The 18,657-nt window shown below is 42.0% G+C and carries 16 protein-coding genes and 1 other RNA gene; 10 read left to right on the top strand and 7 right to left on the bottom strand.

Going from position 1 to position 18,657, the window contains the following annotated elements:
• Positions 1-2 precede the first annotated feature (2 nt).
• Positions 3-929 carry a ClpXP adapter SpxH family protein gene (locus DUT71_RS05950; protein ID WP_113661649.1) on the top strand — a complete coding sequence of 309 codons (927 nt, stop codon included), beginning with the start codon at positions 3-5 and terminating at the stop codon, positions 927-929.
• 69 nt (positions 930-998) lie between these two features.
• A complete protein-coding gene (locus DUT71_RS05945) occupies positions 999-1,718 on the top strand; it encodes a DJ-1/PfpI family protein (protein WP_113661585.1) in 720 nt (239 codons plus the stop codon).
• A 397-nt stretch (positions 1,719-2,115) separates the two neighbouring features.
• Here the strand turns inward: DUT71_RS05945 and DUT71_RS05940 are convergent, their stop codons facing one another.
• Both DUT71_RS05940 and DUT71_RS05935 read right to left on the bottom strand, forming a co-directional pair.
• A complete protein-coding gene (locus DUT71_RS05940) occupies positions 2,116-2,850 on the bottom strand; it encodes a YoaK family protein (protein ID WP_113661584.1) in 735 nt (244 codons plus the stop codon).
• 311 nt (positions 2,851-3,161) lie between these two features.
• Positions 3,162-3,353 (bottom strand): cold-shock protein, encoded by a 192-nt coding sequence (locus DUT71_RS05935; protein ID WP_113661583.1) that lies wholly within the window; start codon positions 3,351-3,353, stop codon positions 3,162-3,164.
• A 334-nt stretch (positions 3,354-3,687) separates the two neighbouring features.
• On the opposite strand from DUT71_RS05935, the gene DUT71_RS05930 reads away from it, so the two are divergent.
• The 5 genes from DUT71_RS05930 to DUT71_RS05905 all read left to right on the top strand — a co-directional run bounded on the left by DUT71_RS05930 (position 3,688) and on the right by DUT71_RS05905 (position 6,658).
• Positions 3,688-4,167 carry a GNAT family N-acetyltransferase gene (locus tag DUT71_RS05930; protein ID WP_113661582.1) on the top strand — a complete coding sequence of 160 codons (480 nt, stop codon included), beginning with the start codon at positions 3,688-3,690 and terminating at the stop codon, positions 4,165-4,167.
• A gap of 130 nt (positions 4,168-4,297) precedes the next feature.
• A complete protein-coding gene (locus DUT71_RS05925) occupies positions 4,298-4,792 on the top strand; it encodes a MarR family winged helix-turn-helix transcriptional regulator (protein WP_113661581.1) in 495 nt (164 codons plus the stop codon).
• Positions 4,789-5,550 (top strand): hypothetical protein, encoded by a 762-nt coding sequence (locus tag DUT71_RS05920; RefSeq protein ID WP_113661580.1) that lies wholly within the window; start codon positions 4,789-4,791, stop codon positions 5,548-5,550. The genes DUT71_RS05925 and DUT71_RS05920 overlap by 4 nt, the downstream gene beginning before the upstream one ends.
• A gap of 59 nt (positions 5,551-5,609) precedes the next feature.
• A complete protein-coding gene (locus tag DUT71_RS05915; protein WP_240186868.1) occupies positions 5,610-6,143 on the top strand; it encodes a GNAT family N-acetyltransferase in 534 nt (177 codons plus the stop codon).
• A 284-nt stretch (positions 6,144-6,427) separates the two neighbouring features.
• Entirely contained in the window at positions 6,428-6,658 is a 231-nt protein-coding gene (locus tag DUT71_RS05905) for a hypothetical protein (protein WP_113661578.1), read from the top strand.
• Between the two features lie 67 nt (positions 6,659-6,725).
• Here the strand turns inward: DUT71_RS05905 and DUT71_RS05900 are convergent, their stop codons facing one another.
• The 3 genes from DUT71_RS05900 to ffs form a co-directional block, all read right to left on the bottom strand.
• Entirely contained in the window at positions 6,726-7,565 is an 840-nt protein-coding gene (locus DUT71_RS05900; RefSeq protein ID WP_113661648.1) for an SMP-30/gluconolactonase/LRE family protein, read from the bottom strand.
• 283 nt (positions 7,566-7,848) lie between these two features.
• Positions 7,849-8,508, bottom strand: coding sequence for a fructose-6-phosphate aldolase (gene fsa / locus DUT71_RS05895; protein ID WP_113661577.1), 660 nt, complete (start codon positions 8,506-8,508; stop codon positions 7,849-7,851).
• A 76-nt stretch (positions 8,509-8,584) separates the two neighbouring features.
• An RNA gene (ffs, locus tag DUT71_RS05890) (signal recognition particle sRNA small type) lies at positions 8,585-8,684 on the bottom strand.
• A 334-nt stretch (positions 8,685-9,018) separates the two neighbouring features.
• Between ffs and gltB the strand changes: the two genes are divergently transcribed.
• Both gltB and DUT71_RS05880 read left to right on the top strand, forming a co-directional pair.
• Positions 9,019-13,527, top strand: coding sequence for a glutamate synthase large subunit (gene gltB / locus DUT71_RS05885; RefSeq protein ID WP_113661576.1), 4,509 nt, complete (start codon positions 9,019-9,021; stop codon positions 13,525-13,527).
• 1 nt (position 13,528) lies between these two features.
• A complete protein-coding gene (locus tag DUT71_RS05880; protein WP_113661575.1) occupies positions 13,529-14,998 on the top strand; it encodes a glutamate synthase subunit beta in 1,470 nt (489 codons plus the stop codon).
• 301 nt (positions 14,999-15,299) lie between these two features.
• On the opposite strand, the gene DUT71_RS05875 is transcribed toward DUT71_RS05880, so the two are convergent.
• A complete protein-coding gene (locus tag DUT71_RS05875) occupies positions 15,300-15,977 on the bottom strand; it encodes a 2-C-methyl-D-erythritol 4-phosphate cytidylyltransferase (RefSeq protein WP_113661574.1) in 678 nt (225 codons plus the stop codon).
• 84 nt (positions 15,978-16,061) lie between these two features.
• Positions 16,062-17,111, bottom strand: coding sequence for a tRNA preQ1(34) S-adenosylmethionine ribosyltransferase-isomerase QueA (queA, locus tag DUT71_RS05870; RefSeq protein ID WP_113661573.1), 1,050 nt, complete (start codon positions 17,109-17,111; stop codon positions 16,062-16,064).
• Between the two features lie 296 nt (positions 17,112-17,407).
• Between queA and DUT71_RS05865 the strand changes: the two genes are divergently transcribed.
• Entirely contained in the window at positions 17,408-18,652 is a 1,245-nt protein-coding gene (locus tag DUT71_RS05865) for an ABC transporter permease (RefSeq protein WP_205313865.1), read from the top strand.
• Positions 18,653-18,657: the final 5 nt, after the last annotated feature.

The following is an 18,657-nucleotide window of genomic DNA, read 5'->3' as shown; positions in this document are numbered from 1 at the left end:
AAATGACAGACGAAACAACACCAACCAATCCGCTTTTATGCGATCCTGAAACAGGTACCTGCGAAATGCCTGGAAGTAACACTCATCATGCAATCAAGGGTAGTGTTCAGCCAAAAACCAAGCCTGTTAAGGTAATTTATTTTACCGATCCGATCTGTTCATCCTGCTGGGGTATAGAGCCGCAGTTGAGAAAACTGAACCTGGAATATGGCCACAACATTGAGATTGAATACCACATGGGAGGCTTGCTGCCCAACTGGAATTACAACAGCGGAGGCATCAGCAAACCTTCGGACGTAGCCCACCACTGGGATGAGGTAAGCGTTTACTATGATATGCCCATTGACGGGGATGTATGGCTGGAAGACCCCTTAAATTCTTCCTACCCGCCATCCATTGCCTTCAAGGCCGCACAATTGCAGGACCAGGAAAAAGCAGTGCTGTTTTTACGGATAATAAGGGAGATGGTGTTTTTGCAAAAGAAAAACATTACCAAATGGGAACATCTTGCCAAGGCTGCCGTAGCGGTAGGTTTGGATGCCGATCAGCTAAAAACCGATTTTGAAGGCCAGGCCAGGGCCGCCTTTGAGAAAGATCTGCAAATGGCCCGAGAGTACGGCGTAAGAGGTTTTCCAATCCTGTTTTTTATGGATAGTGCAGGGCATAAAGAATTGGTTTATGGGTCAAAACCCTATGCTTTTTATGAAAATGCCATTTTAAAACTGCTTCCGCAAGTCACTAAAAACACCTACGACAAAAATTGGCAGTCCCTGTTCTCCGCTTACCACACCCTTACGGCCAGGGAGTTTGCCGAGCTATCGGGTGTTCAAAGAAGCGAAAGCGATCAGGTGCTAGACAGCCTTGTATCAAAAGGACTCCTGGAAAAATCAGTCACCAAAAACGGCGCTATCTGGAAAAAGGTTAAGTAGCCACCATAAGAGCTTCACATGATCCAGTACATCTATTAACAATTATATTTTTAAAACAATTTTTATTTTATGGAACAACAAAGTAAAAGTGCAGGAGAGATAAAATCGATCCATTTTTTAACCTTTCCCCAAGTAAGCGAACAAGATCTTTTGGCTGCCTGGGAGCTGATGCGGTCTTTGGCATGGACATTATCGCATAGCGGACAACAACTTGAAGTAACGCTGGGTGGTTTTGACGAAGGACCTATCCATACCCATATGGGAGCCACTCTGGAAAGCCAGCGGGTGGTATCATCTGAGGACCGTTTTGATGTGCTTTATATTCCGGGAGGACTTGGTGGCGGAGAGGCTTCAAAAGATCAACGTATCCTTGACCTGATCCGTTCACACCATGAGGAAGGAAGATGGGTAGCGGCCAACTGCTCGGGTGTTGGCGTACTGCACCGTTCGGGCATATTGAAAGGGCTTGAGGTATCGAGCACGGCCATATTCGCCAGGCGCCTGCCTGCCCTGGGCACTCCCGTAATGTCGCCACGCCTGGCATGGCGTATTCATGAGGAGCAAAAGATCTTTACTTCAGGTGGCGCCGGTACGGTACACCCCAGCACCATTGCCCTGGTATGGAAACTGTTTGGTGAAGAGGCTGCCAGAAACCTGGCTGCAGCCTGGGATTCGCTGCCACTGCATGGCAATAGCTTATTTTCAAATAACGGCCCCGTAATGGCTGACGCAGCAGCTTCCATGGAGGCCGTGCAAACCCAGTTTGAGCTGCTCTTTCTGCCAGACTAACATTTTAGAAAGTTCATATAAGAAAGTTGAATAACCCTTTCAACGCTTGATCCAAACGGTGTATTAACCATTAAGAGGCTGTCTCAAAAGTATGAGGCAGTCTCGTTTTATTCGGATCCCTGATGGATATTGATTGTCGTTTATTTTTGATACATCTCCTTATTATGGTACCAGCTGTAGTACTACTATAGCACTTTAGTTGCCTCGCACCCTGTATCGTCCGGTCCGCTATTCAACATTTTAAGGAAGACTTAAATATACTTTATCATGAATGCTTTTCCGGTATCCTGATATAATCAGAACAGATTTAAACGACACAAGTCTCCCGGTGGATAAAATAGAGGCGGCATAAAAAAATATTAAATTTCGGTCAATTAATAGAGATACTTACACACTATCATTGATTTTTCCTTCTCATAGCATGTAACCATTTTCGCCTCCATCTCACCCTGAAATAATCATAAACAATCGTGATGACCAATACACCGGCCGGTATCAAAAAGGCGGCATTCTTTAATTCATGATATACAAAGCCTCCGGCAATCCCACCTACCAGGAAAAAAACAATGATCATCATCCGCAGATAAATCCTCTTTTTCAATTCTCCGGCAGTACCGGCAGCAGTTTGTGCCAATACAGACAGATCTATTCCCAGATCTGTAAAGATGCCTGTGAGGTGCGTGGTACGCACAACGGATCCTGAGACCATGGACACCATCGCATTTTGTACGCCCATTGCAAATAATAAACTTCCCGGGAAAAGCTCATGATTGATAATCGTGTTGCCATAATTATGCCCCCATATGGCCACTGCCAATAAAATGAGGATCTCAACCATCATGGGTAAGGTGTAAGCGTATACCTTATCACGACCGACTTTATGAATATAAAAACTGGATAAAAATGCACCGGTTAAAAACAATAAAAGCCAAACAAGAATGACCAATACCCCTGTAAGATCTGCTTCGGTTATCTTAACCGCCAGGATGGCCGCATGCCCGGTAACATTTGTGGTAAGTGTGGCAAAAGCCAGAAAGCCACAGGCGTTCACAAAGCCTGCGGTAAAACACAGTAATACAGCCAGGCGCAGATTGTGTATAAAATTCCGCCTGGTACCAATATGACGAAACATGCTTTTACGGGGTTAATCAGTGCAATAATACGATTTTTACCTCTGGTTGGTGTTATCACCAACTACTCTTATCGCGAACCATTACCAATATATCAATCATCGTATGGCCAAACCAACCATCTTCATTGTTTACCTCTGGTTGGTGTTATCACCAACCATTTATCGCCAATCATTACCCATACTTCAATCATCGTATGACCAAACCAACCATCTTCATCACAATAAAACCACCACATCACTCTCCCCAAAACCTGAAGCAAAAAAAAACATCCGCAAACAGGCGGATGTTCCCAATTATAAGAAGGATTGTCTTAAGCGATGGTTACATTAACAGCGTTTAAGCCTTTTTTGCCTTGCTCAACTTCATAGTTAACGCTATCGTTTTCACGAATTTGGTCAATTAAACCTGAGATGTGTACAAAAATTTCGGCATCGCCATTAGAAGGTACAATGAATCCAAAACCTTTTGATTCATTGAAAAATTTTACTGTTCCTTGTTGCATTATATTATTTATTAAGCTGTAAACATACGTATAATTTATTGATTTTCAGTTATTTTTAATATAAATAATGACAATGTGCCCTCATTGCGGTTTAAAGCTACCTTATGGTTGCTTTAAATGGATAGGTTTAAAGGGCAGGAGGTAAATTATTGAGGGTACTTCCATTTAAGCATCGCTATCTTTTTCAATGCGCAAGTGAAAGTCTTTGTTTTTCCCTTCCTTCAAAAAAGGCGATGGCAAGCCAGACGAGCGTCATAGCATCTCCTCCAGAAAGATATTAAACATCGATCTTTTCCATGCGCTTTTCTGTTATATATACGATATTTGCCCTTATATGAATATCAGATCTATTTTGCCAGCAGACAATATGCCCATGGCCAAAATTCTAAGGGATAGTTTAAAGGAGTTTGGGCTGAACATACCGGGTACCGCTTATTTTGACGAAAGTACCGACCATTTGTTTGAGAGCTTTCAGCAGGAAGGAACAGCTTATTTTATTGCCGAAGAAAACGGAGAGGTTTTGGGAGGAGCCGGTATTTATCCATCTGATGGTTTACCAAGCGATACCGTAGAATTAGTTAAAATGTATATGTCGGCCGCAAGCCGCGGAAAAGGCATAGGCAAGCAGCTCATGTTGAAATGTATCAACTTTGCCAAGTCATCAGGCTATCGAAAAATCTATCTGGAAACCATGCCCGAGCTTAGTTCGGCCGTGGCGGCATACGAAAAACTAGGATTTACATCGTTACCTGGGCCAATGGGCAATACTGGGCACTACGCTTGTTCCATTTGGATGCTGCACGAGATAAAGTAGCTGTGTGATGTTTTTTACAAGAGATTTGAGAAGTTATGGCACCATCAATTTGAGTGGGGTGAACAATATAATATAAAGTTAACTATATAGTTTGCTTTATTTTGATATCTTTACGGTCAAAACAATTTCAATGAGCTCAGATTTTATCAAAGACCTTGGCTATAAAGCGCTGGATAGCCGATTTAAGCGCATTAGCGACCGCATGGCCCACGATGTGCGCAAACTCTACAAAGAACTTCGCATTGATGTTGAACCTAACTGGTATCTGGTATTCATGTTGTTGCAAAAGAGCGGTGAAATTTCTATGGTGACCATTGCTGATGCCCTGGGATACGCACATCCGTCGGTAGTGGCCCTGGTAAAGAAAATGTCCAACAAGGGCTATGTATTGGTTAAAAAGGACCAAGCAGATAAGCGAAAGCAAATGGTTTCCCTATCGCCCAAAGCCGTTAAACTACTGCCACAGCTGGAGCAAATTTGGCACAGCTGCGAAAATGCCATTTTAGAACTGCTGTCCGATGATTTGGCTATTCTTCAATATCTGGATCAGATCGATGCCGCGTTGAAAAACACTTCTTTCCACCAACGATTTAAACAGTCGTATTTAAAAACAAACGAATCATGAAAAAATTATTACTCGGGATGCTCCTTTGCTACGGTTTATCAGTTTCAGCCGTTGAAACCAAGATCATGATCAGGGCTAAGGCCAGGGACGCCAAGTTTATCGGCAGTTCGCTCGGTGGTGCTTATGTAGTAGTTAGAAATAAAACCAATAGGCAAATTTTAGCCGAAGGGAAAACTTCGGGAAGCACCGGAAATACCGATCTGATCATGAAAAAGCCTAAAACCCGTGGGAGCTCCATCGTAGAAGAAAGCACCGCAGGCTTTTTGGCGAAAATAGACATCAGCGAACCTACTTTTGTAAGTATAGAGGTTGTTTCGCCCTATAACCTCAAACAGGCACAAGCGGTAAGCACCACCGAATTGTGGCTGATACCGGGCAAGCATATTTTGGGCGAGGGTATCATCCTGGAAATCCCAGGATTTATCATCGATATCCTAAAGCCCAGAACCCATCAATACATTTCATTAAAGGAAATTAAGGATAAGCCTTTTCAGTTTCAGGCCAACATTGTGATGATGTGCGGTTGTGTGATCGAAAAAGGTGGCGTATGGAACTCCGAGGATATAGAGGTGAAAGGTATGCTAAAAAAGGATGGAAAACTGCTCAAGGAAATTAAAATGTCATGGGTTTCTACAAATTTGTTTGAAGGAAGCGATTTGATCAATACCCCCGGAAACTATGAACTAACTTTGTATGCCTACGATGAGCAAACGGGAAATACGGGGGTAGATAAGGTAAATTATGTGATTTTTGAGTAGTGCAAGCGATGAAATACGAAAGCATTGCCATATTGCCTAATAACTTCTAAAACTTTAAGATGATGACATTTAGCATACAGCCTACCTTGGAAGATGACAATGTGAGACTTGTTCCTTTACGGGAAACTGATTTTGAAGCACTGTATGAAGTGGCTTCTGATCCAAAAATATGGGTGCAGCATCCCAATAAAGATCGCTGGCAGAGAAACGTGTTTAAAACCTTTTTTGATGGGGCGATGCAGAGTAATGGTGCTTTTAAAATTGTAGATAAGGTAAATGAAAAGGTAATAGGCAGCACCAGGTTTTATGATTATAACGATAAAGAGGATAGTATTTTAATAGGCTATACCTTTTATGGTACCGCTTATTGGGGAAAAGGGATCAACCTCTCTGTGAAGAAGATCATGTTGGATTATATTTTTCAATTTGTATCCAAGGTTAATTTGCACGTAGGAGCTTCCAACATACGTTCCCAAATTGCCGTGGGACGTATTGGTGCCGAAAAAGTAGCAGAACAGGAAGTAACCTATTTTGGAGAACAGCCCAAATTGAATTTCGTTTATCAGATTGACCGGCAAAAATGGGCTGAATAAATGTACCGCCTAGCCGCACAGCGTCGCTTCATCATCGATCATCATCATGCCGCTATGTGTTTAAATGATTTCATCCATGCACCACCTAGCTCAAAGGCTTTCCAATAAAATGGTAGCTTCCTATTTAAATATCTCTCCGGAAACCCTAAGTAGGTTGAAATCAAAACAGCTGTAAAAAAAGTATAGGCCACTGTTTTGGGCAACTTAACACTGCCATAACCTATTTAATATTTTAGTGATTTTTGGTTAACATTAAATTAACATTGCACAACTACCTTTAATGTATGAATTATCCGGTATTTATTTTTCATGAATTAGTGCTCCGTTTTTCTTACGTCAACCGCCAGATTGGTAGGTATATTTCTAGTACCATCGAAAATGGCGAATGTTTGATTAGGACAACGAGCGGTAAAATTAGCATTGCGCAGGAACTGCTGGAGAAACAGTATAAAGACCCAAGCCAAATCTCTTCACAGCAATTGCAGGAGTTGGTTTCGGCATTCCAGGCAGAATAACCAGTTAAAGCAGTATTTTACCTTCCATAGGCAGCATGCTATTTGTTGTCCCTAAATGTTTTGCGCCTTATTTAAGCTGGTAGGCAACCACGCTGTTCTGGTTAAAGGTAGGCACATAAATAATCCTTTCCTTAGCATTATAGCCAATATCGGCGGTATTCATTTTGCCTTGCACATCCAATAGCTTTTCAAATTCGCCATTGGCTTTTACATAATAAATGATTCCTGCCCAACAAGTCACGATAAAATCGCCATTACCTATAGGCTCCAGGCCATCGCCACCCTTTTCAAATCCCTTGGAAATTACTTTTACCTGTTTTTGGGCATCCACTTGCCAAAGCTCAGTGCCCGCCAAAACATAAAGCATATCGTTTAACCACTTTAGTCCGTTGGCACCTTTTACATTTTCCATAAATAAAGCATATTTGCCATGCTCAATTTTATAGATTTTATGCGTTCTGGTATCCGAAACATACACCGCACCCTGGTCATCAACGGTGAGGTCATTTAAGAAAACAGCACCTTCAATTTCCAGTTTGTCTTTAATTTTCCCACTACGGATATCTACACTTACTACCGCAGTAAGATCAGCTATATATAAAGTATTGCGATAAATAGCCAAACCTTTTGGCGCATTTAAGCCCGTAACCCAATGTGCATTTTTCATCGAACCATCTAAATTCAAGATGGCTACACCGCCTTTTCCGTCCTTCACGTTGCCAGGTCCATCAATCAAGCTTACCAATAATTCCTTAGTATCTGCTTTATAAAGTACTGATTCGGGCACGGGCAGGTTTTCTTTCGCTTCCCAAAGCGGGGCTGATAATTGATGTTGTGCAAAGGTACGGCTAGCCAACATGGTAGCGGCAAATACCGATAGAGAGATGAGTATATTTTGAGCTTTCATTATGGTAAAGTTAGCATAACCTGATAAAAACCAAAAAGTTTTAAAGAATAGATAGGCGCTTTGATGCTTAGCGCAAAAATAAACCGGACGTGTGGATGCCATCTTTTTGGCCATAATATCAAAGATATGGCTAGGAGGATGTTTTACGTTGACCTTGTGAAGTTTGGCGGGATGCCAAACCTAAATCCTGATAAACATATGGTATTTTAAACGGTTTATAAAAAAGAAGAAACAAAAAAGGCCTCCAGCAATCTGAAGGCCTTTATATAACGTATGCTATTGCTTATTTTCCTGCTGCCTTGGCATGGTCAGCCAAAAAAGTAGCTAAACCGCTATCGGTTAACGGGTGTTTCAATAGGCCGGTAATTGCCGAAAGAGGTGCGGTAATTACATCAGCGCCAATTTTAGCACAATTAACAATGTGTAATGGTCCGCGAATGGAAGCCGCTAAGATTTCAGTTTCAAATCCGTAATTGTCAAAAATCAAGCGGATGTCTTCAATCAACTGCAGGCCATCTGTAGAAATATCGTCTAATCTGCCTAAAAAAGGAGATACATACGTAGCGCCAGCTTTAGCCGCCAATAAGGCTTGGGCAGGAGAGAAGATCAGCGTACAGTTAGTTCTAATGCCTTTTCCGCTGAAATATTTAATCGCTTTTAGGCCTTCTTTGATCATTGGTACTTTTACCACGATCTTGGGGTTTAAGGCAGCTAAAGCTTCGCCTTCCTTCACAATGCCGTCAAAGTCTGTGGCAATTACTTCTGCACTTACATTATCGTCAACAATTTCGCAAATTGCTTTATAATGATTGATAACGTTTTCATCCCCAGTAATACCTTCTTTGGCCATTAAGCTCGGGTTGGTGGTTACGCCATCTAATACGCCTAAATCTTGTGCTTCTCTAATTTGATCTAGATTGGCGGTGTCAATAAAAAATTTCATGTTTATTTAAATAAAGGTTTTTAGAACAAAAACCCTGATTATTTATATTCCCCCTTCAGGGGGTTAGGGGGTAAAAAAAGGGCAAGCAACTTCTATCGCATCGCTACAACCTTCTACCCTTGCTTTGTTCCCAACCTGGGGGAGTTCAAAGGGAGCTGATCGTAAAAGACTTGCCCGGCACAAAGGTAGCAAAAGCATACGTTTTACGAAATATAAAATCATTTAATTTTAATGTTTTTTTAAGTTATTAATTGCCAATAAGTTGGCTGTTGTACGATTTTCGCTAGTTTTTATAGAATGTTGCTTTAAATCATTTAAACATGGCAGCGTATTTCTGTTTGTTTTGATAAAATTTCAATTGGTATCGTTATCTTTTGATATATTGATAATATGTAGGCTTATTTTTATCTATAATATTGTTTTTTGATAATTTTTTTATCAAATATATAATTAGTTGATTTTTTTCCTTATCTTAGTGTTCACTACACACTAACTACAACCAACTAATAAATGGAAAATTTAAATGAACAACAGGGTTTGTATCGCAACAGTTTTGAGCATGACGCTTGCGGTATAGGTTTTGTTGCCCATGTGAAAGGGAGAAAATCACATCAGAACATTTCAGATGCACTTACCATTTTGGAGAATTTGGATCACCGAGGTGCATGTGGAGCTGAGCCTAATACCGGAGATGGTGCCGGTATCATGATACAGGTTCCCCACGAATTTTTATTTGACGAATGCTTGCGTACCGGATTTAGCCTGCCGCAATACGGCGACTATGGTGTAGGTATGCTCTTTATGCCTAAGGAAATTAGGGCTAGAGAGGAGTGTCGAGAAATTATTTACCGCACCGCAGAGAAACTGGGCTTCGAAGTGCTTGGATTTAGAAAAGTACAGGTAGATACTACGGATATCGGCCAGATGGCCCTTTCTGTTGAGCCTGAAATTGAACAGGTTTACGTGTCCCGCCCGTACAATGTGCCTGCCGGTGCTGATTTTGAACGTAAGTTGTTTGTGCTTAAAACTTACATCACCAAAACCATTTACAATTCTGTAAAGGACAGTAAGCAGGATTTTTACGTAGCGTCTTTTTCGTCGCGAACCATTGTGTACAAAGGACAGCTTACCTCTTTACAAGTACGCACTTACTTTGCCGAGCTTAGCGATAAGCGCATGGTATCGGCGTTTGGTTTGGTGCATTCTCGTTTTGCAACCAATACTTTCCCGTCTTGGCGTTTGGCCCAGCCATTTAGGCATATTGCCCACAATGGCGAGATCAATACGTTGCAAGGTAATTTGAACTGGTTTAGGTCAAGTGTGAAATCATTCGCATCACCATATTTTACTCCGGAGGAGTTGAACATGATTTTGCCGGTGATTGACGAAACGCAGTCAGATTCGGGATGTTTAGATAATGTAGTAGAATTATTGTTGCATGCAGGCCGTTCGTTGCCGCATGTGTTGATGATGTTGATACCAGAAGCTTGGGACGGAAACAAGGATATGGATCCGATCAAGAGCGCATTCTATCAATTCCATGCTTCGTTAATGGAGCCTTGGGATGGCCCAGCAGCCATTGCTTTCACTGATGGTAGCTTAATTGGGGCTACTTTGGATAGAAACGGTTTGCGCCCGTCACGTTACGTATTAACCAGCGACGATCGAGTGATCATGGCATCTGAATCGGGAGCGGTTGAGATTGACCAGAGCACCGTGATTGAAAAGGGTAGGTTAACGCCTGGAAAAATGTTTGTAGTGGACATGGAGCAGGGACGTATCATTAGTGACGACGAAATCAAACAGCAAGTTTGCGGTCGCCGCCCTTATGCCGACTGGATTAACCAATATCAAATCAAATTGGAGGAACTGCCTGAACCAAGGGTAATGTTCACCAATCTTTCAGAAGAATCTATTTTCAATTACCAACAGGTATTTGGATATACCAGAGAAGACATAGACTTATTGCTTAAGCCAATGGCCATAGATGGTAAGGAAGCGATTGGCTCCATGGGAACGGATACTCCTCTGGCCGTGCTTTCTAAACAACCTCAGCACTTGTCTTCCTACTTTAAACAGTTGTTTGCACAAGTAACCAACCCGCCAATTGACCCTATCCGTGAGCGAGTAGTGATGAGCTTGGCAGGGTTTATGGGCAACAATGGAAATTTATTGGAAGAAAATCAAATGCAGTGCCACTGTGTGGGGATTAAACATCCAATATTAACCAACCAAGAATTAGAGAAATTAAGAAGTATAGATACAGGCTTGTTCCAATCTAAAACCCTACAAATGTATTTTAGGGCTGATGGAAAAGCGGGCTCGTTGCAAAAAGCTTTGGATCGTTTGTGCCGTTACGCAGTGGATGCTGTGGAAGATGGTTTCCAGGTGATTATTTTGAGCGATAGGGCATTGGATTCAACCCACGCGGCCATTCCTTCTCTATTGGCAGTTTCTGCGGTGCATCACCACCTGATTAGAAAAGGTTACAGAGGTGCCGTAGGTATTGTAGTAGAGGCGGGAGATGTTTGGGAGGTACACCACTTTGCTACCCTAATTGGCTTTGGTGCTACGGCGGTAAATCCTTATTTAGCTTTAGAAACCATCAATACTTTCCAAAAAGAAAGTGGTTTAACCCAAGATCAGTTAAATTATAATTATATCAAATCAGTGAAAGATGGTTTGTTGAAGATTTTCTCTAAAATGGGAATCTCCACCTTACAGTCTTATCACGGCGCACAAATTTTCGAAATTCTAGGAATCAACCAGCAAGTGGTAAATACCCATTTCACTGGGGCAGTTTCTCGTATTGGCGGTTTGGGCTTGGATGAAATTGCTCAGGAAGCATTGATCAAGCACAACCGTATTTTTGGCAAGCATACCCAAACAGAGCATATTTTAACCGCGGGCGGTACCTACAAATGGAGACGACGTGGAGAGAAACACTTGTTCAATCCGGAGACGATCCACTTGCTGCAAAATGCAACGCGCAGAAACGATTTTGCCACCTTTAAGAAATACTCTAAATTAGTTAATGAGCAAACTACGCAGGCTTATACCATTAGAGGTTTGTTCGATTTCAATTATTCCCGTCCGTCTATTAGCATCGATGAAGTAGAACCCATTGAGAACATCTTTAAAAGGTTTGCTACAGGGGCGATGTCTTTTGGGTCTATTTCCCATGAAGCGCACTCCACTTTAGCCATTGCCATGAACAGAATTGGCGGTAAAAGTAATACAGGAGAAGGTGGTGAGGACGAAATCCGCTACCAAACCATGGCCAACGGCGACTCCATGCGTTCTGCGATCAAGCAAATCGCATCGGCACGTTTTGGCGTAACCAGTTATTATTTAACCAATGCCGATGAGTTGCAGATTAAAATGGCTCAAGGGGCAAAGCCTGGAGAAGGGGGGCAATTGCCTGGCCACAAAGTGGATGACTGGATCGCAAAAGTTCGTCACTCTACCCCGGGTGTAGGTTTAATTTCGCCACCTCCGCACCACGATATCTATTCGATAGAGGATTTGGCACAGCTGATTTACGACCTTAAAAATGCCAATCGCGCTGCCAGAATTAACGTGAAGTTAGTATCAAAGGCAGGTGTAGGCACTATTGCTGCTGGGGTAGCCAAAGCACACGCTGATGTGATTTTGGTTTCTGGTTACGATGGAGGTACAGGAGCTTCACCGTTAACCTCTATCCAACATGCAGGTTTGCCTTGGGAACTTGGCTTGGCCGAAGCACATCAAACTTTGGTGAAAAACCGTTTAAGAAGCAGGGTTGTACTACAAACTGATGGTCAGTTAAAAACAGGCAGGGACATTGTGATTGCGACCTTGTTAGGTGCTGAGGAGTGGGGCGTTGCTACTGCTGCTTTGGTAACATCGGGCTGTATCATGATGCGTAAATGTCATTTGAACACTTGTCCGGTAGGTGTAGCTACACAAGACCCTAATTTAAGGAAGCTGTTTACAGGCGAAGCTGATCACGTAGTGAATTTATTCTATTTCCTTGCACAGGAAGTACGTGAATTAATGGCCGAGCTTGGTTTCAGAACCGTAAATGAAATGGTTGGTCAGTCTGATCTGTTAAAACCAAGAGAAGTGGCCGATGCAGATTGGAAATTGAAATATGTAGACCTATCTCCAATTCTATATAAAGAACCTGCAAATGGTCAGCCTTTATACAATACTGAAAGCCAAGACCATGGTTTGGATAAAGTATTGGATCATCAGTTAATTGCAGCGGCACAGCCAGCCATTTTAAATAATGAGCCAGTATTTGCCAGTTTTGAGGTGAAAAATACCGACCGATCTATTGGTACAATGTTATCTAACGAGATTTCGAAAGTGCATAAAAGTGCAGGCTTAGCGCCAGATACGGTCAACTTCAAATGCTTCGGCTCTGCTGGACAAAGTTTTGGTGCCTTTGCTACCAAAGGCCTAACCCTTACTTTAGAGGGCGAAGGTAACGACTACGTAGGTAAAGGTTTATCGGGAGCAAAGTTGGTGGTTTATCCATTTGCCAACATCAACTATGTGCCTGAACAAAATATCATTATCGGTAACGTAGCGCTTTATGGTGCAACTTCGGGTGAGCTGTATGTTCGTGGTAAAGCCGGTGAGCGTTTCGCAGTGCGTAACTCAGGCGCTACTGCGGTAGTGGAAGGCATAGGAGACCACGGTTGCGAATACATGACCGGTGGTGAAGTGTTGATTTTGGGCGATACAGGAAGCAACTTTGCCGCTGGTATGAGTGGTGGTATGGCCTGGATTTACGATACCAGTAAAACTTTTGCCAACAAGTGCAATCCAGAAATGGTTGACCTTGATCCACTACAACCAGAGGATGAGGCCAGGATACTTACGCTACTGAAAAACCATGCAAGGTTAACCAGCAGTAAGGTGGCAGAATTTATTTTAAGCGACTGGGAAAATCAATCGCAACACTTTGTGAAAGTTTTCCCTAAAGAATACAAAGCAGTTTTATTACAACGTCAACAAGTAAAAATTAAGTAAGATGGGAAAAGTGACAGGATTTTTTGAATACGAAAGAGTTTCGCCTTCAAAACAGACGCCACAAGAGCGTTTAAAGCACTACAACGAGTTTGTATCACTATTGCCATCTGACGAGTTGAACAAGCAATCAGGGCGTTGTATGGATTGTGGCGTGCCGTTTTGCCAATCTGGTTGCCCTTTAGGGAATGTCATTCCTGAGTTTAACGACGCCGTTTATCAGGGCAAATGGCTACAAGCTGCCGAAATTTTATTAAGTACCAACAACTTCCCAGAGTTTACTGGTCGAATTTGTCCAGCGCCTTGCGAAAGTGCCTGCGTATTGGGCATTAACAAATCGCCAGTATCTATTGAGGAAATTGAAAAGCATATCATTGAAATTGCGTTCGAAAAGGGCTATATCAAAGCTAATGAACCTTTAATTAGGACAGGGAAAAGGGTGGCTGTTGTAGGTTCTGGTCCTGCCGGACTGGCGGCCGCAGCCCAATTGAACAAAGCCGGGCACGAAGTGGTTGTTTTTGAGCGTGATGATGTTGCCGGAGGTTTGCTGCGTTACGGTATTCCCGATTTTAAATTACAAAAAGATGTAGTAGAAAGAAGGATTAAGCTGATGGAAGAAGAGGGCATTACATTCCAATACAATGCTAACGTAGGTGAAAATATAGAAATCAGCACTTTGTTGCGTGAATATCAGGCTATTGTTTTAGCTGGCGGTTCAACCATTCCTCGGGATTTGAAATTGCCCGGAAGGGAGGCCAAAGGAGTTCATTTTGCAATGGATTTCTTGAAACAGCAAAACAAACGTGTAGGTGGTCGTAAAATAGAAGCCGACGAGATTACCGCTACTGGTAAAAACGTGATCGTAATTGGTGGTGGTGATACAGGTTCAGATTGTATCGGTACTTCAAATCGTCACGGTGCTAAATCAGTAACACAATTTGAGATCATGCCAATGCCGCCGCAATTGCGTACAGAACACATGCCTTGGCCCAGCTATCCTATGCTCTTAAAAATTACCACTTCGCATGAAGAAGGTGCACAAAGGGCTTGGTCGGTAAATACCAAAGAATTTGTTAAAGATGAGCAAGGTAATTTAAAAGCCCTGAAAGTAGTTGATGTGGAATGGGATATTGATTTGGCTACCGGACGACCGCTTGGCTTTAAGGAAATTCCTGGTACCGAAAAAGAGTATCCTTGTGAATTGGTGCTTTTGGCTATGGGTTTCTTGCATCCTCAAAAGGAAGGCTTAATTGAAAAATTAGGCGTTGAACTGGATGAAAGGGGCAACGTTAAGGCCGCTGAAGGAAACTATCAAACTAATATTGCGAAAGTTTTTGCTGCTGGAGATATGCGTAGAGGACAATCCTTGGTAGTTTGGGCTATTTCCGAAGGGCGAGAAACTGCTCGTAAAGTTGATGAATATTTAATGGGTTACAGTAAATTACCATCAAAAGATGCTGTAGCTTACGCATAAGAATTTGCTTTTATACTTTTACACTTAAGTGTCCATGGTTTCATGGGCACTTTTTTTATGTCTGTAGTTCCATTAGCAGGGCTGATACGTAAAGGGGCTTAGGTTAGGATGGTGATGTCACCGCTTCACGGTTAATGGTAGGTTGTTTTAGTCGTTATAATAATTTCAGTCCTTCGGGCTTAGGTTGTTGCTTTGTGGACTGTGGTGCGTCCAATAGAACGAACAATCCTGAAAGGGTGACATCAGGTGTGATGGGAGTTCTTTTTATTTTAAACTCATCGAAATGACGACAGCGTTAGTGCTAACCTGGGATATTATGCTTCAACAAGAAAGAAGCCAGTTCCAGATCCTCAGGAAAGGTAATTTTAATATTGTTTCTGCTGCCTTCTACCAAATTAATTGGAAAGCCAGCGGCTTCAACTACCGAAGCATCATCGGTGAATTTTTTAGAAAAACGTTGTTGATAAGCGGTACGTAACTGTTCCAAATCAAAAGTTTGTGGCGTTTGGATCAGTACCAGTTTATCGCGATTAACGATCTTGCTCACGTTGTTTTGGAGTTTTCTTACCGAGTCGCTGGGTTTAACACAAGGTATGGCATTTCCAATTTCCAGAGCTTCCTTAAACGTTTGGGTAATTAAACTGTGGCTAACCACAGGTCTTACAGCGTCGTGTACCGCTACCACGCCATCCTCCTTGATATACATTAAGCCATTCCTTACCGAATGAAAACGTTCTTTTCCGCCTTCTACCAAAGTATGTGGAATGTCGAAATGGTACTTTAGGCACAAATCCCTCCAATATTGATGGTCGGCCTTGTTAAGGACCAATATAATTTCAGGTTGGATTTCAGAAAGATGAAAAGCCTGTAATGTGTGCATCATTACAGGCTTATGATTAAGCAATAAAAACTGTTTGGCTATCGTAGATTGCATCCTCTTGCCTGAACCACCAGCTACAATTATTGCGTAGAATTTCATTTTTTTAATTATTAGTATCAGGATTTGAGTATCAAGTATCGAGCCATTATGTATATCTCGATACTTGATACTCGATACTAATATCTAAATTATCAACATCGCATCGCCATAGCTATAGAAACGGTATTTTTCTTTTACAGCTACTTCGTAGGCGTTCATTACATTCTCATAGCCGCCAAAGGCACTTACCATCATCAATAACGTAGATTCGGAAGTGTGGAAATTGGTGATCATGGAATTAGCAATGCTAAAATCATAAGGAGGGAAAATGAACTTGCTGGTCCAATCATTCGCAGCTTTCAAAGTTTTGTTCGCCGAAACCGCAGATTCGATAGCACGCATAGAGGTAGTACCTACGGCACAAATTCTTCTTTTATCTTCAATTCCCTTGTTAACGATGTCGGCATCCTTTTGCTCAATGATAAACTGTTCAGAGTCCATTTTGTGCTTGGTTAGATCCTCAACCTCTACAGGCCGGAAAGTACCTAGGCCAACATGCAAAGTTACTTCAGCAAATTCGATTCCTTTAAGCTCAAGGCGTTTCATTAATTCCCTACTAAAGTGTAAACCAGCGGTAGGGGCAGCAACAGCACCTTCGTGTTTAGCAAAAATCGTTTGATAACGCTCCTTGTCCATGTCGGTAGCTTTACGCTTAATGTATTTGGGAAGAGGTGTTTCCCCTAAAATTTCAACATTTCTTCTGAATTCCTCATCGGTACCATCAAATAGGAAACGAATGGTGCGGCCACGCGAAGTCGTATTGTCAACAACTTCGGCAACCAATAGGTCGTCATCTCCGAAATATAATTTATTGCCTACGCGGATTTTACGTGCCGGATCAACCAAAACATCCCATAAACGTAACTCTTTGTTCAGTTCACGCAATAGGAATACTTCTATGGTAGCACCAGTTTTTTCCTTGTTGCCATATAAACGGGCAGGGAAAACCTTGGTGTTGTTAAGGATCATTACATCTTTATCGTCAAAATAATTTAAAACATCTTTGAAGATTTTATGCTCAATCTTACCGGTATCTTTGTGTAGAACCATTAAACGTGCTTCATCTCTTTCTTCGGCAGGATCAGAAGCCAGAAGGGAGTCGGGTAGATTGAACTTGAATTGAGATAATTTCATTTGTAATTTATATTGTTTTTTACCTGCCGGATGAAACTTGCTTTGAAAACCACGTGCCTTATCAACAAGGCACGTATTTTACTTATTTCATACTTTAGATACAGTAAATTAGGGCGCAAATTTACTAAATTATATTCTGTATTTGCAATTAAATATCAGTAGATAAGTAAGCCATGCGTCAGATGTTTTTAACAACTGATTGCTATAAATGGTTTACAACACTTTTGTATTTGCCTTTTTACTTTTAAGCTGTAATAGGTGTAACCTTTTTGATTACATTTGGTCTAACGATTATGGTGCTAGTATTTAGACTTATTGGCGAGAGTTTTAGGTTTGCCTGGGACGCTCTTAGACAGAACAAATTGCGGACTTCGCTTTCCCTTTTGGGGATAACCATTGGTATTTTTATCATTATTGCTGTATTTACTGGGGTAGATACCATGCGTAATAAAATACAGGCCAGTGTAGATAAACTAGGCTCCAATACTTTATTTGTGCAAAAATGGCCTTGGCTTTTCGGCGATAACTATCCCTGGTGGAAATATGTAAACCGTCCGGAACCGTCGTACAGGGATTATTTGGCGTTAAAGGAGCGGATGGAAAGCGCACAAGGGGTATGTTTTGAAATATCGGCCAGCAGCAGGACCATCAAATACAGGAGTAACTCGGTAGAAGGGGCTACTTTAAATGCCGCAACACAGGAATACGACCGTACTTGGAACTTAGAGTTTCAGGCTGGCCGTTATTTTACGGAAAATGAAAGCAGATCGGGAAGCCCGGTTTGTATTATGGGCGCTGAAATTGCCGAAGGGCTTTTTGGAAGCGACGATCCGGTTGGGAAGCAAATTAAGTTAATGGGCAGGCGGGTAACTGTGGTGGGCGTTTTCAAAAAAGAAGGCGAGGATATGATGGGCATGTCGCAAGATAAAAATGTGCTGATCCCCATGAATTTTGCCAAAGGTATTTTTGACATTAATAATGAAAGATATAACCCGCAGATTACGGTAAGAGGGAAAGAGAGCATTGGCCTGGAGGAGGTAGAGAGCGAGCTGAAGGGACAAATGCGTGCCGTTAGACGAATAAGCCCTGGACAGGAAGATGATTTTTCGTTGAACAAAACAACCATGCTTTCTAATCAATTGGATGTGATGTTCTCAGCGATCAATTGGGGCGGTTGGATTATTGGCGGTTTTTCTATCTTGGTGGGCGGTTTTGGTATTGCCAATATCATGTTCGTTTCGGTGAAGGAGCGTACCAATATTATCGGTATTCAAAAATCTTTGGGTGCCAAAAACTACTTTATTTTACTACAGTTTATTTTCGAATCGGTAGTGCTGTGCCTAATGGGTGGTTTATGTGGTTTGGCACTGGTTTATCTTCTTACGGTAGTCGTCACCAACCTGGCCGATGTAGAAGTGATTCTTTATATGAGTAATATTGTATTGGGCATTGGGGTTTCGGTAATCATTGGTATTATTTCTGGTTTTTGGCCAGCTTATTCAGCTTCGAGGTTAGATCCCGTAGAGGCAATTAGGAGCTAGCCTAT

The sequence above is a fragment of the Pedobacter nanyangensis genome, assembly GCF_003313505.1.
Taxonomy (GTDB): Bacteria; Bacteroidota; Bacteroidia; order Sphingobacteriales; family Sphingobacteriaceae; genus Pedobacter; species Pedobacter nanyangensis.
The sequence above is the reverse complement of the archived record's forward strand: the minus strand, read 5'-3'. Positions and strand labels throughout refer to the sequence as shown.

What these genes read in the sequence shown, in the direction of transcription:
- DUT71_RS05915 (WP_240186868.1), top strand. Translation starts at nt 5,610, where the DNA reads ATGATGACATTTAGCATACAGCCTACCTTGGAAGATGACAATGTGAGA.
- DUT71_RS05905 (WP_113661578.1), top strand. Translation starts at nt 6,428, where the DNA reads ATGAATTATCCGGTATTTATTTTTCATGAATTAGTGCTCCGTTTTTCT.
- DUT71_RS05900 (WP_113661648.1), bottom strand. Translation starts at nt 7,565, where the DNA reads ATGAAAGCTCAAAATATACTCATCTCTCTATCGGTATTTGCCGCTACC.
- DUT71_RS05940 (WP_113661584.1), bottom strand. Translation starts at nt 2,850, where the DNA reads ATGTTTCGTCATATTGGTACCAGGCGGAATTTTATACACAATCTGCGC.
- DUT71_RS05930 (WP_113661582.1), top strand. Translation starts at nt 3,688, where the DNA reads ATGAATATCAGATCTATTTTGCCAGCAGACAATATGCCCATGGCCAAA.
- gltB (WP_113661576.1), top strand. Translation starts at nt 9,019, where the DNA reads ATGGAAAATTTAAATGAACAACAGGGTTTGTATCGCAACAGTTTTGAG.
- DUT71_RS05935 (WP_113661583.1), bottom strand. Translation starts at nt 3,353, where the DNA reads ATGCAACAAGGAACAGTAAAATTTTTCAATGAATCAAAAGGTTTTGGA.
- DUT71_RS05925 (WP_113661581.1), top strand. Translation starts at nt 4,298, where the DNA reads ATGAGCTCAGATTTTATCAAAGACCTTGGCTATAAAGCGCTGGATAGC.
- queA (WP_113661573.1), bottom strand. Translation starts at nt 17,111, where the DNA reads ATGAAATTATCTCAATTCAAGTTCAATCTACCCGACTCCCTTCTGGCT.
- DUT71_RS05875 (WP_113661574.1), bottom strand. Translation starts at nt 15,977, where the DNA reads ATGAAATTCTACGCAATAATTGTAGCTGGTGGTTCAGGCAAGAGGATG.
- DUT71_RS05950 (WP_113661649.1), top strand. Translation starts at nt 3, where the DNA reads ATGACAGACGAAACAACACCAACCAATCCGCTTTTATGCGATCCTGAA.
- DUT71_RS05920 (WP_113661580.1), top strand. Translation starts at nt 4,789, where the DNA reads ATGAAAAAATTATTACTCGGGATGCTCCTTTGCTACGGTTTATCAGTT.
- DUT71_RS05880 (WP_113661575.1), top strand. Translation starts at nt 13,529, where the DNA reads ATGGGAAAAGTGACAGGATTTTTTGAATACGAAAGAGTTTCGCCTTCA.
- fsa (WP_113661577.1), bottom strand. Translation starts at nt 8,508, where the DNA reads ATGAAATTTTTTATTGACACCGCCAATCTAGATCAAATTAGAGAAGCA.
- DUT71_RS05945 (WP_113661585.1), top strand. Translation starts at nt 999, where the DNA reads ATGGAACAACAAAGTAAAAGTGCAGGAGAGATAAAATCGATCCATTTT.